The sequence below is a fragment of the Sphaerospermopsis kisseleviana CS-549 genome, from assembly GCF_028329225.1.
Classification (GTDB): Bacteria; Cyanobacteriota; Cyanobacteriia; order Cyanobacteriales; family Nostocaceae; genus Sphaerospermopsis; species Sphaerospermopsis kisseleviana.
In genome coordinates this window covers 1-14199 of record NZ_JAQMTI010000209.1, presented here as the reverse complement: position 1 = coordinate 14199, position 14199 = coordinate 1, and the positions used below count along the sequence as shown (strand labels likewise).

Below are 14199 nucleotides of genomic sequence, written 5' to 3'. Positions count from 1 at the left end.
GCGAGATGACCTCGATAGACAAATCGCTTATATGCAATCCCTCTACCCAGACGCAGAAATCATCAAAGATATCGGGTCAGGACTCAACTTCAAAAGAAAAGGTCTGCGCTCCCTACTGGACAGACTTCTGCAAGGAGATAAGTTCATCCTTGTTGTTGCCTGTCGGGACAGACTCGCAAGATTTGGATTTGAGCTTGTACAATATATGGTCGAGCAAAACGGTGGACAAATCGTGGTTCTCGACAAAACTGTACACTGTCCACAATCAGAGCTTACCCAAGTGGTTCGGCTTCGCTCACCATAAAATTTACTATCAATCCTTCACGTTTTTTCCTGTAGAATGCAGGACTGGAGAAAATACTCTAAAAAAATCAAAGAGGATTTATCTGAAATTGAGTTCTGCACAGAAAAGGAAGGTTAAATATTGGTTTGGTGTTTCCAGATTTGTTTATAATGAAGATATTCAAGATAGAGATTATAAGTTAAACTAAGAGATTGAAGTAAAAAACGAAATTATAGACATAGTAAAATAGAGCTATAAATCAAATAGATTAGCTCCTAAATCTGATATTAATTAAATTAATGTAGAGAAGAATTAAGTGGCTAATTGATAGTAACGTAAACAATCATCTGGTAAAAGATTCAGGATAAAATCCCTATCTGGAGTCCAACTAGAGACGTGTTGTTCATTGTTATATTCAACTGAGGGTGCGGAATGTGGGATAAAAAATTGCGTTGAGAACTTCCCACATATCCACTTCACGTGGACGACCTCCTGGTTTTGCTTCTGGAATTAACTCACTCAGAAACTCATATTGGGCGCGAGTCAGGTTTCAGGGGTATGCTTTACTCATGTCACTCTCTCGGTGCTGTCTATTATCTATTCACAGCTTATACTGAGAGAGCTTTTTTACCACCTTTCCTACTTTTCAAACATCCTCTTACTGCTGACTCCTGATTCCTGTTGTATTTAGATAAAGCACGAGGTACATCTGAGGTACATCTTGAGCTTCCTTGTCAGTTCCTCAACTTCAGATTATCCTGTGTAAACACTCCCCCTCTACTATCCAAAAACAACTTCTCAACTCGAACCCCAGAAAAAGTTTTAGACTGATAAAGACACAAGCTTTAATGGGAGTGTCAACTGCTCAATTAAGACTCAAGAATCCCGATGTTAACAGGTACAATTTTGCAGAGTGGAAAATATACCATTATCCAAGAAATAGGGAGAGGTGGATTTGGTATTACTTTCAAAGCTACGCATCGTTACTTAGGTCAAGAAGTAGTGATGAAAACTATCAATGAACGGCTCAGGCAACATCCTGATTTTCCTAAATTCGAGCGTCAATTTCAAGATGAAGCAAGAAGATTAGCCACTTGCGTCCATCCTAACATTGTCCGAGTTAGTGACTTTTTTGAGGAAAATGGTTTACCTTACATGGTGATGGAATATATTCCAGGGGAAACTTTAGGACAAGCCTTTGTGTCACCAGGAATACCTTTATCAGAAGAAACCGCAATTCATTATATTCGCCAAATTGGGGCAGCATTGCAGGTGGTACATAATAACAGTTTGCTGCACCGAGATATTAAACCTGATAATATTATTCTCCGCCAAGGCACTCAGGAAGTTATACTGATTGATTTTGGCATAGCTAGAGAATTTAACAGCGGTGTTAAACAAACTCACACTGGTTTAGTGAGTGAAGGCTATGCACCTATTGAACAGTATTTAAGCCAAGCAACACGCACCCCAGCTACCGATGTTTATGGTTTAGCTGCTACTTTGTATGCACTTTTAACCGGACAAGTTCCCATACCGGCATTATTACGAGATAGACAACCAATGCCTTCTCCCCGTGAACTGCAACCCTACCTGAGTGCAGCTATTAATCAAGCAGTTATGCGCGGTATGGCTGTGGAGTCTCGGTTTCGTCCGGCGACAGTAGCAGAATGGTTACAATTATTACCTGGAAGCGGTTTGGAGATGACACCGCAATTACTTACTCAACCCGCACCAACGATTAATGTATCAGCACTAGAAGCAGAAAATCGGCAAAAACAACCAGCACCTATTCCTGCTCCTATATCATCACCAGTAAGTAAAGTTACAGTATTACCAAACAAAATTGTTACATCTAAGGCATTTCTTAGCGTGGGTGTAGCTTTGGTAGCTATGACAGCAGGGTTTACTGTGACAAGAATGTTACCGAAATCTCAATCACAAGCCCCCAAGCCACTTTTTGAACAACCTCTTCCAGAACCTACTACACCAAAACCGGTAGTTGAAACTACACCTTCACCGGAAAATCAAGATCATCAAACTCAATCTTCTAGTGAGTCGGCATCATTTTCTACTTCAGAACGACGCAAGCGCAAACGTAATTTTTCCCCAGAACCAACTCCCACTAACGAGAGTGTTTCTCCAGAAACTGCGCCTGAACAAGAAAATTCTTCAGAACTTACACCCCGCACAAATCCACAAACTACATCTACACCTGTGGTTACTCCCACACCTTCATTAGTGGAGAAGCTACGGGAAGCTCAATCATCTCCTCAACCTACCCCATCTCCAGAAAAAGAACAAGAAAATATCTCACCCCCTGCTATTGAAAATAACGACTCTGCTCAACCGGAAAAACCAGAAGCACCTGTAGTTATACCAACAGCACCACCACAACCGAAAAATTCTGTGGTTGTACCCACAACACCACCTAAGCAATCTGAGAGTAAAGATTCTTCTACTGTGGTTGTACCAACACAAGAAACAAATTCAAAAGAAAAAAATGCAAATGCACCTGCTAATAATAATTAGGGAATGCTATTGAAAGTCTTCTCGTGGAGGCCGGTAAGAGTTTGGTTTATCTGTTGGTAACAAAATTTTTTCATCTTTCCTAATCTCCTAGCAGATAGAGGAGTATATAAAAAATTATGCTCCATTAGCTAGAAGTTAGAAAATATTCAGGTTTTTATAATTTGAAGTCATTACGCAGTCTGCTTAAAAAACGTCATACACTCATCCTCTGAAATAGGAGAAATAATTATGACAATGACAGGATTAGATACTTTTGATGCTACTGTACAGAAAACAATTCCTTGGATTAATGAGTTAGCAAAAGAGTTAGGTTGGGAAAATAAACACCAAGTCTTTCAAGGTTTGCGAGCTACATTACACGCATTGCGCGATCGCTTGACTGTGGAAGAAGCTGCCCATTTGGGAGCGCAATTACCCATTCTTTTAGGTGGATTTTATTACGAAAATTGGCGACCAGGTGCAAAACAAACTAAAGATAGAACAAAGGAGGAATTTTTACAGCATATTCGGGATTATTTCCGCAATGTTAATGCTGATATTGATCCAGAAACTTTGGTGCGTGCTGTCTTCAAAGTTCTTGCTCAAAGAGTTTCCCCAGGAGAAGTTGAGGATGTTATTCACATGATGCCCCCTGCTTTGCGAGAACTTTGGCCGGAAACTGTGCGTACTTAATTATTTAATTAAAATGGGGCATTTTCATCTTTGTTGAGTTGCCCCACAACTCATTTAAATGGTGACAAATAACTAATCCTGTACTGAGCTAGTTTCTAAGTTTTTTATTAATTAACCGCAAAGTACGCAAAGTACACAAAGGAAGAGAAGGAAGAGAAGGAAGATAATTAGTAATCTTTTGGGGGAAAGGGAGTAAAATCAATATTTTCAGGGTATTTTGTTATTTACGATTGATTGAGAATTAGTATATAATATTTTCGCACCTTTATCATAAAAACAGATGACACAGGGGAAAATATTACTCGAACCAGGGACTTTATGGAAGAGGGTAAAACAAACTACAGCACACGCTTTAGAATGTGAAGCTTTAAAATCTATTCCCACAGAATTTGAATTTGTAGAACAAGATGGGGTTAAATTCTTAGTGAGAATTTTAGCAAATCTCAACCGTAAAAAAGCCGCAAAAGAACAACAAGAAAAACAAACCGCTAAGACAGGTAAAGAATTTAATCCTTTTTTACCTTATGAACAAGATTTATTTGTAACTGACATTTCCGAAACTCATGTTTGTATTTTAAATAAGTTCAATGTTGTTGATTATCACCTATTAATTATTACCCGTGCTTTTGAGGAACAGGAAAATTTATTAACTCTCGAAGATTTTACGGCAATGTCGGCTTGTTTGGTTGACTTTGATGGGTTAGTATTTTATAATGGTGGTAAAATTGCTGGTGCAAGTCAGCGACATAAACATTTACAAATAGTACCAATTTCTGGAAAAGAAATACCCATTGCACCATTAATAGAAACAGTTAAATTTACAGAAAGTATCACAACTATACCCGGACTGCCTTTTTTACACGCTTTTACAACTTTTGCACCTAATGAAACAGCAGGGGTGACGTTAGCGAAATATTATGCTTTACTAGAGATGGTAGGCATTCAGGCAGTTGATAATAATCAACAATCGGGAGCATATAATTTTTTAGCAACGCGAGAATGGATGTTAATTATACCACGTTTGCAGGAGGAATTTGAGTCAATTTCTATTAATTCTTTGGGCTTTGCTGGTGCTTTGTTGGTGAGAAATACTGAACAAATGCAGTTAGTTAAAGATATTGGTCCAATGAATATTTTAAGGAAGGTTGCTTTAGATTTTTCCCAGGAATTATAAATTCAGTTTCGCGCAATCTTCGTCAGGAGATCCCGCAGGGTAGACGCTAAGGAGCAAAGACGCAAAGTTTCAGATTTGAAAATAATCTGCTTACCCTTAGGTAAGCAAGCTACATCTGCATTAAAAAATCTGTTTTCTCTCCATAAGGAAATTAATTTATGGAATCTCTAGATATAAAATGGATTAGATCGCAATTTCCCGCATTAAACCAAACCATTAACGGAAAACCGGCGATATTTTTTGATGGACCTGGAGGAACTCAAGTTCCGGGTGCAGTTTTGGATAATATCAATGATTATTTAGTTAGGTCTAATGCTAACGCTCATGGTTATTTTACCACCAGTGCGCGAACAGATGCGGTAATTAATTCTGCCAGAGCAGCGATCGCCGATTTTTTAGGATGCGATCATGATGAAGTTGTATTTGGTGCAAATATGACTTCTCTCGCTTTTAGTGTCAGTCGTGCGATCGCTAGAGAATTACAACCAGGTGATGAAATTATTGTCACAAAATTAGATCACGCTGCTAATATTTCTCCCTGGGTTGCTTTAGAAGAAAAAGGTGTAAATGTTCAATTTGTTGATATCAATATTTCAGATTGTACCCTAGATTTAAATGATTTAGAAACCAAAATTAATGAAAAAACAAAATTAGTTGCCGTCACCTATGCTTCTAATGCTGTGGGAACAATTAATGATATTGCAAAAATAGTCAAATTAGCCCATAGTTTTGGGGCTTTAGTTTTTGTTGATGCTGTGCATTATGCGCCCCATGCACCGATAAACGTCCATCATTTAGATTGTGATTTTCTCGCTTGTTCAGCTTATAAATTCTTTGCGCCCCACCTTGGTATTTTATACTCCAAAAGAGAACATTTAACCCGATTTTCTCCCTATAAAGTTAGACCTGCATCTAATGAAGTTCCATCGAGATGGGAAACAGGAACATTAAATCATGAAGGTTTAGCGGGGTTGGTAGCAACAATTAATTACTTAGCTAAATTAGGTTGTCACGTTTCCCCAACTTTAGATAATGAATTACTGGAATCTTTAATAGAAGCAGATAGAGAAGGTTTAACTACTTTTCATTGTCCCCGGTTTTTAACTTCAGAAACACCAGAAAACCATGAATTAGCATCAGCTTATCATAGTCGTCGTGCAGCTTTGTTAGCGGCAATGACAGCGATTCAACAATATGAAAGAGAATTAAGTAAAAAATTGATTGATGGGTTGTTAGAAATTCCTGGAATTAAGGTTTATGGAATTACAGAACCGGAAAAATTTAATTGGAGAACTCCCACAGTTTCCATCACAATTGAAGGTAAAACATCGGCAGAAATAGCGAAGTTTTTAGGAGAACAGGGAATATTTACTTGGCATGGAAATTTCTATGCTATTGAACTGACAGAAAAGTTAGGTGTAGAAACATCAGGAGGGTTATTAAGAATTGGATTAGCACACTATAATACTGTAGATGAAATTGGGCAACTTTTGCAAGTTTTAAACTGTTAATAACTCAAAGATCCCCCTTAATAAGGGGAGCATCCCAATTTTGAAAAAATAAACACAGCCACACTAAAAAATCTCTTAAACTCTCTTACCTTTGTGTCCTTTGCGCCCTTTGCGGTTCAATCATATTAAACCTAGTATAATTTTCTGCCGTTAGATAAAAATAAATTTACACATTTAGGATGATTTTCTTATTTATTCTTCACCCTGATTTTGACGATGGTTAGCAGCTTGCAATAACAAAGATTCAGCAAAAGCGATCGCCTGATTTGCAGATTTTCCACCCGCTAATTGTGCTAATTCATCCCGACGGGTGTTTAAATTATCTAAACTGGTAACTCTGACAACTGTCCTTTGTTCAGTGTTACCATTTTTATTAATTACTTGTTTATCAACTCGAAAATGACGATCTGCCATTGCCGCAACTAAAGGTTGATGAGTCACACATAAAACTTGTTGATTTTGACTTAATTGATGTAATTTTTCCGCAATAGCTTGGGCAACTCTACCAGATACACCCACATCAATTTCATCAAATATCATTGTTTCCGCCCCATCTTGTTGATTAAAACAAGCTTTTAAAGCTAGTAAAAATCGGCTCATTTCCCCACCAGAAGCAATTTCTGTTAATGGTTGGATGGGTTCACCGGGGTTAGGACTAAACATAAAAGTGATTTTATCTGCACCCATAGCAGTGGGAGAAGTCGGTGTAATTTCCACTTGAAATTTGACCTTTTCCATTGCTAAAGGTTTGAGTTCAGCTAATAAATGAGATGCTAAATTAGCCGCAGTTTGCCGACGTAGTTGGGTTAATTGTTGACTGATTTGGTTAAGATATTGTAAACCAACTTGTTCTTGTTGTTCTAAACTTTCTATAGATTGTTCTTGGTTATTAAGTTCAGCTAATTCTATTTGAATGCGTTGATAATATTCAATAGCTTCTGTGAGAGTTGGTCCATATTTTCGACAAATTTGTTTTAATTCTCGGATGCGTTCTTCTACTTCTTCTAATCTTTGCGGATCAGCTTCTAAACTTTCGCCATAAATGCTAATTTGTCTACCCACTTCCATCACAGTAGCGACTGCATCCCGCACTAATTCTAAAATCGGTTGCAGTTGGGAATCAAATTCAACAATATGATTTAATATAGTTTCACTATCACCTAATAAATCAGCAGCAGTGGGACTTTCTGCATCATTTTGATATAAAGATTGATAAATTTTATAACTCATTTGTTGCAAATCAACAACATGATTTAACCTCTCTCTTTCCTGGGTTAATAGTTCCATTTCCTGCGGATCATCAAGATTTGCTGCACTTAATTCCTGAACTTGATAGGTGAGTAAATCGAGTTGTTGTAAGCGTTCTCTTTCCGAAGTGCGGCGTTTTTCTAAAGTTTGGTATGCTTGTTGATAGGCACTATAAGCAACAGAAACCTGTTGACGTTTTTGAATTAAATCATCACCACCATATAAATCTAACCAATCTCGCACTTGTGCAGATTGTCCCACTTGTACAGTTTGACCTTGGGCAGTAATTTCTACTAGGCGATCGCGCAAATTTCCCATCATTTGCCGATTTACCAACACCCCATTTACCCGTGATCGACTGCGGATATTATTGTTATTTGCGGTAATTTCTCGACTAATAATTATTGAATTATCATCAATTAAATCAATTTCTTGTTCACTTAACCAAGCCGATAAAATTGCATTAATACTAAAAGTCCCTTCTACTAAAGCGCGACTTGTTCCAGTGCGAATCACACGACTAGAAATTTTACCACCTAAAATCGCATCAATCGCATCTAAAATGATTGACTTTCCCGCGCCGGTTTCACCGGTTAAAACATTCAAACCAGCACCAAATTCTAATTCTAACTGGTCAATGAGGGCAAAATTTTCAATTCTGAGACACAGCAACATCAGGCCACAATCTCCGTGAAGGTAAATGCCGGATTTTTAGAATACTTCTTAATTTTATCCCGATCCAGTCAGTAATGTATAGATGGTGATGCTTTGAGTAGTAAGTGAAGTAACTAATGTTACTAAGTTAAGCTGAATAGGATTTACGGGATTAAAGAATCAACCTAAGAATTACTCACAGAATACTCTACTGAACAAGGGTTATCAATACGTTTGGAAGCATCTAATATTTCAATGCCAATAATATTTCCAAATTCGTCATAATCTAAAATAACTCCTGGTTTTTCTTCATCACTTTCTTCAACTTGCACATCAATGAATATAATTCTTAAAACATCAACTTCTGCATTGTATGTGATTTTCATAATTCTCTCCAGTATTTTTCAATTTTGCTAGTGCGATAAACAGTAATTACAACTGTAGGATCAACATCATCTGCCACAATAACACGCAGTAAGAAAAGTTTACCAGTACCAAAATCAATTTTTGATTGATATACTTTGCGTCCTTCTCTTTCAAGGAGAATTTGTTGAGGATTTTCTAAAACCGATTCAACTAAAGAAACAGAAATTTTTCGGCGTTCCATTTCTGTTTGTGCGTGACGAGAAATCTGGTATCTCATTTCATATCTATCTATATTAATGTTATAACCAACTTTTTGCTGATTCAAGAATAAACATAATTGAATATATAGGTTAGATTTTAGCAATGTTCCTAAAATCAATTATAGCCTCATCCTGTTCATCCTTAAATCCTGATTCTGATAACTACAAACCCAAAGTTCTACCCAGAAAACCCGCAACATCAAAGTAACGAGTATCACCCACAGTCTGATATTTTAACACCGTCTTTAAGCCATTTTCTGCTGGTGCAGATTCTAAAACATGAGATTGAAAATTTACCTGATTTACACCACCACGTAAAGCTTCATTTAACACCCTTCCCACCAGCTTACCCTGACTAGGCACTTTTAAATTTAACACTTTTGCGAGAGTTACAGCCACATCTGCATTACTCACTGGTGCTTCATCTACATATTGCGTTTTAAAGTCTGGTCCGATAGCAGTCATGTTATTAAAAGTATCCGCACGGCTAAAACTTCCGTGCATTCCCTGACCTTGTTGTAAAGTAGTATCAGCTACAACCACACCGCAAGCTGTGGGTACACCACAACCTGTATCAAAAGAACGGAAATTAACAACTATTGAAGGTGTAGGAGTGCGTGATTTTCCTTGTAATTTGATTGCACTTAAAGGTAATGTACCGGGGATTTTTCCTAAAGTATCATTGACAAACAAACCACTTACATAATCTTGTTTGAGGAGAGAATTAACAATTTTTTGGACGTAATCTTTTTGATTTTCATTGTTTGGCAAATCAGGTAAATAAATTAAATCAGAACCACCATTCCCAGCAATAACTATCTCTAAATTTTGCAAATCTTTGCCTAAAATACTATTAGTAGAAAATTGTCCTTGTGTTGGTTCAAATTGTGTATTTTCCTGATCTGGGTTAAATAAAGCAAGTTCTAAATCATCTGCTAAATCAATTCCTAAAAAACCAGGAGGTAAAAAACCAGCAGGGACATTTTCATAACTGAGACTTGCTGCATAACTAGTTTTACTTTCTTTACTAATGGTAGAAAAACCATGATCCGCAGTCACAAATATATTTGTGTTTTTTGCCAAATCTAATTTTTTTAAAGTAGCGATAATCTGCGCTAAATTATTATCTACATTGCGTTTTGCAGCTTGAACAGTAGAACCATTGATACCAGGAACAAGTTGATTTAAACTATCACCGTGATTGTGTTGTGTTCCATCTGGATCACGTGACCAATAAACCAAAACAAAAGGTTTTTTTCGTTGTTTAAATAGAGGTAAAATCACCTTAGTTATCGCATCTACAAAATATTGCTGTTGTTTAATATTGGCAACTTTTGCACCGGGATTTTGACTATCACCAGCTTTACCATTTTCACCCCGTGATGGTGTAATTAAAGGTAGGGAATTTTGGGTTAATAATTTGCTAATTTCCTCACTCAGAGGTATTCCTGTTGATGTACCAGTAGCGTCATCAATAATAATTGTCGGTTTACCCGTTTCTTGAGTGATATCTTGAATTAAAACAGGACCTAATTTACCTACCGCCGCAGTGCTAAAACCTGATTTTTTTGCTATCGCTAAAAGACTAATTTCATTTAAGAAATTATTACCAAATTGTTGATTAACTTCTCTGAGAACTGCGTCATTTTCTAAAAATGGAACTATGGTATTTTTCGCGCTTTTAACTGGTACATTAACTTTAATATTATTGCTAAAATCTCCTGTATCACCTAAATAATGACCTGTAGCAATCACAGAAGCATTAGCTGTGGTAAAAGTAGGAAATAGAGAATGAGAGTTAACAAAATTTACACCTTGTTCTTTAATTGACTGTAAAGTGGGTGTGTCCGTAGCATTTACAGTCATGGGACGTAAACCATCAGTCACAAAAATAACTGCATTGTGTGGTTGAGGTGGTTTAGCAAATACTTGAAAACCACTAAAAACAGCAATTAAACAAACTAATAAAATAACCCAACGATCACCTTGTGTGAAAATCCTCATTATCTTAGTGATTTTTAGGACATGAAGATTTTACAACCTATAGCATCAAATAATACTTAAATTTCTGTAAATAATCATCAGATTAAATAATATTAAGATCCCCGACTTCTTTAAGAAGTTGAGGATCTGAGGAATTACGCAAGATTAAAAATTAATAATAAGAAAAAACCGCAAATCACAAGTTTAAAAAATTAACAAACAGTTTGGCGAGTCTTTTCTGTATTGATAGGTTTAACGAGGTAAAGCTTCAACATATACCACACAATATTCATCACCAAAGGAATTTTTTGGAAGAACTTCTCAATTACAGATTTGTTACTGTTTTTGAGATCAATCAATTTCTGATTATTGATCGCACATTGTTCCAAATTCCAGAAGAAATAGGGATGATTTGTATTGAGAATGACAGGAAAAGCCCTAGCTGCGGTTTTGTTGGTTTCTGTGATCACTTGACTATTGTATTTACGGGGATGAATTCCTAAAATTTCATAAAAATTCGCCCGTTCAAAAACTGTCATAGTATGGGTGACAAACACAGTTAAGAGGAAAAAACGCACCCATAAACGTGCTTTCCAATTATTCCATAAATGAGGTTGAGAACGTAACAAAGCCTTGAAAAAGTCACCATGTCTATTCTCATCCTGACACCAGCTTTCAAACTTCCTAAATAAAGGATAAAATTGAAATTCTGGATGCTTTTCGATATGGCGAAATACTAAAATATAACGCCAATAACCAATTTTCTCCGATAGGTAAACTGTATAAATTACCCATTCTGGAGGGAAGAAAGTATAAGTCCGGTTTTTAGTAAGATAACTCAAGTCAAGGGATAAATTAAAATCCGCCATTGACTTGTTTAAAAAACCCGCATGACGGGCTTCATCCCGTGCTAAATATTCAAATGCTTCAGAGAGTAAAGGATTACTGTCTTTGATACGACGAGATAATTCTTTAAACAATAAAAACCCGGAAAATTCCGAAGTACAAGACCGTTCTAGAAAGTCAATAAAGGCAAGTCTTTTTTCTCCCTGAATGTGATCCCAAGACTGTTTAAATTCATCATCTCTGATAAAATGATGACGGTTATAATCTGCCTTGAGTTCATCAACTACAGACCTGATTTCTTCTTCATAACCGGAAATATCCATTTTCGCCACAGCATCAAAATCTGTGGTATAAAATCGGGGTGTTAATAATGTTTCTTGAACAGGTGCTTTGACACCTGGTTTCAACAACTCAACTGGGGGAGTTTCCAAAGACTTAACCATGATACTCCTTTTGCTATTTTATCCTTGTAGAATTATCTAAACATAAATAGTAATGAGTAGTCATCAGTTAAATTATTGAAAGTAATTTGTACAAAATCATCTGAGATAATTTAGCAATTACAGAAAATTTTTATGGCATTTTTTCTATATTTAATTACTCGTTTTTGCTTTTGCTGCTAGTGATGGATACTTACCAACTTCTATTAAAAACTGTCTTTCTTGAATCCGATCATCATTGTTAAAATCTAAAATACGTGCTGTTACTTCACCAATATCTGTTAATGGTTGAATCACAGCTTCCTCAAGTCGAAAATGATCACCCCAGAAGTCTCGACGGGGATTAAAAAATCTCACCAGTTCACCATTTCGCCAATTAATTGAACCTAAATCTGTACCTTTTTGCAAATTACAAAAAACACACGCATAACAAAGATTATCCTCTGTGCTTGTTCCACCGTGTTTAACACTAATAATATGGTCAACTTGACAAGATAAGGTATCTTCCTCTGAAATTAGACAATATTCACAGATATTTCCAGCACGTTCCACAACTAACCGTCTTGTTTCTAAATTAATGTAAGTACGAGACATTTTATTTACCCTCAGTGTTGATATATTTATGGGCTTTAGCTTTTGCTAATCTAATAACGTGTTCTAAATTCAAAAAAATATCTAACTCCCGTTTTTCTTCTTTGGTGAGTTGATTATTTTTCGCTTTGTCAATTAAATCTTCTAAACGGTTTTGTGCTGTTTCTGAAAGGTGGAAATTAATTAGACTTTCGGGAGTAGTACCAGCAGCGAGAAAATCTATAAATTCGTCGTAGACTGTAATGGTTTTGACAGATGTACTCATAGTTGTATTCTTTTTTATTATTTTAACTGTTATTTACAAGTATATACATAAAATTCAGTAATTATTTTAAATCCCAGTAAATTTATTTGTCAATACAAAAAATAGAGTAATTTTACTCAATAAAATATAAAATATCATCAAATCCTGAATATCGTTATATTTAAAAGTCTAAAGAAATATAAATATCTTTATATTAATAAGAAGATTGATAGTTAAATATTTTGTAAGAGTAAAAATAACCCTGATCTTTAGCAGCAGTGGTATTTGCTGGATAGATTAGTGGATCACCCCATAAACCCAGAATAGTCATTTTTTCCTGTTGACATCGACTGTGAACTGGTAAACGAGTTGATGACTATTGAGCAAATTTGGCGCTTGAAAATGAAGGAAGCAACAATGAGTAATAATTTAGCCATCAAACTGCGTTCTGGTACTCAACAAGCTCATACAGATGCAGAAAATGTCGGTTTTATGAAATGTTTTGTTCAAGGAGTTGTAGACAGAGAATGCTTTAGTAAATTTTTGAGTAATCTGTATTTTGTTTACAGTGAACTAGAATCAGCAATTGAGAAGCATAAACAACATCCTGTAATTAGTGTAATGTATTTTCCCGAACTAAATCGCCAAGCATCTCTAGAACAAGATATGTTATTTTATCATGGTAATCTCTGGCGGAATTTCATTACACCATCAACAGCAACTCAAAAATACCTGGCGCGTATTCACCAACTTTCTACCCATGAACCTGCTTTATTATTAGGTCATGCCTATACTCGTTATATGGGTGATCTTTCCGGTGGACAAATGCTACAAAAAGTGGCTCAGTCAGCTTTGAAATTGTCTGGTTATGAAGGAACTGAGTTTTATAACTTTGCCCAAATTCCCGATAAACAGGCATTCAAAAATAAGTATCGGCAAGCATTGGATAATGTGCCTGTTGATGATGTGATGGCTGATAAAATTGTAGCAGAAGCTAACCATGCTTTCTACTTAAATATGGAGATAATTAAAGAGTTAGAACCAATTTTAATGCAAGCATTAGGTCGAGCTACATATAACGACCTAGTTTGATATTTTCACTCTGTAAATTACCTGTAAACTAACAAAAACCCTCTCCTACTCTTCTTACTTCGCGTACTTTGCGTACTTTGCGGTTTATTGCCAACAATAGTATTCACCACCAAACAAGTTTGTGTAGTCGTGAATTCTATACCCCACAAAAGCAGATAGTATTTTACAGCTATTTTCAGGTAAATAAACCACATTTTGATTTAGGTTTCGCGTCAACAATGTAGGGGCGTTCGCGAAGCGTGCTGGAAGCATCAGCATTCGGATGATAGTCTTAGGTAAAAACCGATAATTAATTGTCCGAAT

Annotated in this window: 14 protein-coding genes and 1 pseudogene; 6 read left to right on the top strand and 9 right to left on the bottom strand. The window is 36.1% G+C overall.

The window, feature by feature from the left end:
• A partial coding sequence (locus PN497_RS16885; RefSeq protein WP_272109240.1) for a recombinase family protein occupies positions 1-304 on the top strand: 304 nt, incomplete at its 5' end.
• A gap of 418 nt (positions 305-722) precedes the next feature.
• Here the strand turns inward: PN497_RS16885 and PN497_RS16880 are convergent.
• A pseudogene (locus PN497_RS16880) lies at positions 723-830 on the bottom strand (transposase); the annotation flags it as partial.
• 341 nt (positions 831-1171) lie between these two features.
• Here PN497_RS16880 and PN497_RS16875 point away from each other — a divergent pair.
• The 4 genes from PN497_RS16875 to PN497_RS16860 all read left to right on the top strand — a co-directional run bounded on the left by PN497_RS16875 (position 1172) and on the right by PN497_RS16860 (position 6172).
• Entirely contained in the window at positions 1172-2815 is a 1644-nt protein-coding gene (locus PN497_RS16875) for a serine/threonine-protein kinase (protein ID WP_096572334.1), read from the top strand.
• A gap of 228 nt (positions 2816-3043) precedes the next feature.
• The gene (locus tag PN497_RS16870; protein WP_096572335.1) at positions 3044-3487 is read left to right on the top strand and encodes a DUF2267 domain-containing protein; all 444 of its coding nucleotides are present in this window, start codon (positions 3044-3046) and stop codon (positions 3485-3487) included.
• 280 nt (positions 3488-3767) lie between these two features.
• The gene (locus tag PN497_RS16865; RefSeq protein WP_096572336.1) at positions 3768-4661 is read left to right on the top strand and encodes an ATP adenylyltransferase family protein; all 894 of its coding nucleotides are present in this window, start codon (positions 3768-3770) and stop codon (positions 4659-4661) included.
• Positions 4662-4819: 158 nt separating this feature from the next.
• Complete coding sequence (locus tag PN497_RS16860) at positions 4820-6172, top strand: cysteine desulfurase-like protein (protein WP_096572337.1); 1353 nt, start codon at positions 4820-4822, stop codon at positions 6170-6172.
• Between the two features lie 192 nt (positions 6173-6364).
• Here PN497_RS16860 and recN read toward each other — a convergent pair whose 3' ends face one another.
• From recN to PN497_RS16825, 7 genes are all read right to left on the bottom strand, one after another.
• Entirely contained in the window at positions 6365-8095 is a 1731-nt protein-coding gene (gene recN, locus PN497_RS16855) for a DNA repair protein RecN (protein ID WP_096572338.1), read from the bottom strand.
• A gap of 164 nt (positions 8096-8259) precedes the next feature.
• Positions 8260-8460, bottom strand: coding sequence for a DUF2283 domain-containing protein (locus tag PN497_RS16850; RefSeq protein ID WP_096572339.1), 201 nt, complete (start codon positions 8458-8460; stop codon positions 8260-8262).
• Complete coding sequence (locus tag PN497_RS16845; RefSeq protein WP_096572888.1) at positions 8457-8717, bottom strand: DUF4258 domain-containing protein; 261 nt, start codon at positions 8715-8717, stop codon at positions 8457-8459. Before PN497_RS16845 ends, PN497_RS16850 begins: the two co-directional genes overlap by 4 nt.
• A 145-nt stretch (positions 8718-8862) precedes the next feature.
• The gene (locus PN497_RS16840) at positions 8863-10704 is read right to left on the bottom strand and encodes an alkaline phosphatase family protein (RefSeq protein ID WP_096572340.1); all 1842 of its coding nucleotides are present in this window, start codon (positions 10702-10704) and stop codon (positions 8863-8865) included.
• Between the two features lie 191 nt (positions 10705-10895).
• The gene (gene acsF, locus PN497_RS16835) at positions 10896-11972 is read right to left on the bottom strand and encodes a magnesium-protoporphyrin IX monomethyl ester (oxidative) cyclase (protein WP_096572341.1); all 1077 of its coding nucleotides are present in this window, start codon (positions 11970-11972) and stop codon (positions 10896-10898) included.
• Positions 11973-12122: 150 nt separating this feature from the next.
• Positions 12123-12563, bottom strand: coding sequence for an HNH endonuclease (locus PN497_RS16830; protein WP_096572342.1), 441 nt, complete (start codon positions 12561-12563; stop codon positions 12123-12125).
• A 1-nt stretch (position 12564) separates the two neighbouring features.
• Positions 12565-12825, bottom strand: coding sequence for a hypothetical protein (locus PN497_RS16825; RefSeq protein ID WP_096572343.1), 261 nt, complete (start codon positions 12823-12825; stop codon positions 12565-12567).
• A 396-nt stretch (positions 12826-13221) separates the two neighbouring features.
• On the opposite strand from PN497_RS16825, the gene PN497_RS16820 reads away from it, so the two are divergent.
• A complete protein-coding gene (locus PN497_RS16820; RefSeq protein WP_096572889.1) occupies positions 13222-13896 on the top strand; it encodes a biliverdin-producing heme oxygenase in 675 nt (224 codons plus the stop codon).
• A gap of 84 nt (positions 13897-13980) precedes the next feature.
• Here the strand turns inward: PN497_RS16820 and PN497_RS16815 are convergent.
• Positions 13981-14199 (bottom strand): hypothetical protein (locus PN497_RS16815; RefSeq protein ID WP_272110715.1); only part of this gene is annotated, 219 nt, incomplete at its 5' end.

What these genes read in the sequence shown, in the direction of transcription:
- PN497_RS16830 (WP_096572342.1), bottom strand. Translation starts at nt 12,563, where the DNA reads ATGTCTCGTACTTACATTAATTTAGAAACAAGACGGTTAGTTGTGGAA.
- PN497_RS16860 (WP_096572337.1), top strand. Translation starts at nt 4,820, where the DNA reads ATGGAATCTCTAGATATAAAATGGATTAGATCGCAATTTCCCGCATTA.
- PN497_RS16875 (WP_096572334.1), top strand. Translation starts at nt 1,172, where the DNA reads ATGTTAACAGGTACAATTTTGCAGAGTGGAAAATATACCATTATCCAA.
- PN497_RS16820 (WP_096572889.1), top strand. Translation starts at nt 13,222, where the DNA reads ATGAGTAATAATTTAGCCATCAAACTGCGTTCTGGTACTCAACAAGCT.
- PN497_RS16850 (WP_096572339.1), bottom strand. Translation starts at nt 8,460, where the DNA reads ATGAAAATCACATACAATGCAGAAGTTGATGTTTTAAGAATTATATTC.
- PN497_RS16825 (WP_096572343.1), bottom strand. Translation starts at nt 12,825, where the DNA reads ATGAGTACATCTGTCAAAACCATTACAGTCTACGACGAATTTATAGAT.
- recN (WP_096572338.1), bottom strand. Translation starts at nt 8,095, where the DNA reads ATGTTGCTGTGTCTCAGAATTGAAAATTTTGCCCTCATTGACCAGTTA.
- acsF (WP_096572341.1), bottom strand. Translation starts at nt 11,972, where the DNA reads ATGGTTAAGTCTTTGGAAACTCCCCCAGTTGAGTTGTTGAAACCAGGT.
- PN497_RS16865 (WP_096572336.1), top strand. Translation starts at nt 3,768, where the DNA reads ATGACACAGGGGAAAATATTACTCGAACCAGGGACTTTATGGAAGAGG.
- PN497_RS16845 (WP_096572888.1), bottom strand. Translation starts at nt 8,717, where the DNA reads ATGAGATACCAGATTTCTCGTCACGCACAAACAGAAATGGAACGCCGA.
- PN497_RS16870 (WP_096572335.1), top strand. Translation starts at nt 3,044, where the DNA reads ATGACAATGACAGGATTAGATACTTTTGATGCTACTGTACAGAAAACA.
- PN497_RS16840 (WP_096572340.1), bottom strand. Translation starts at nt 10,704, where the DNA reads ATGAGGATTTTCACACAAGGTGATCGTTGGGTTATTTTATTAGTTTGT.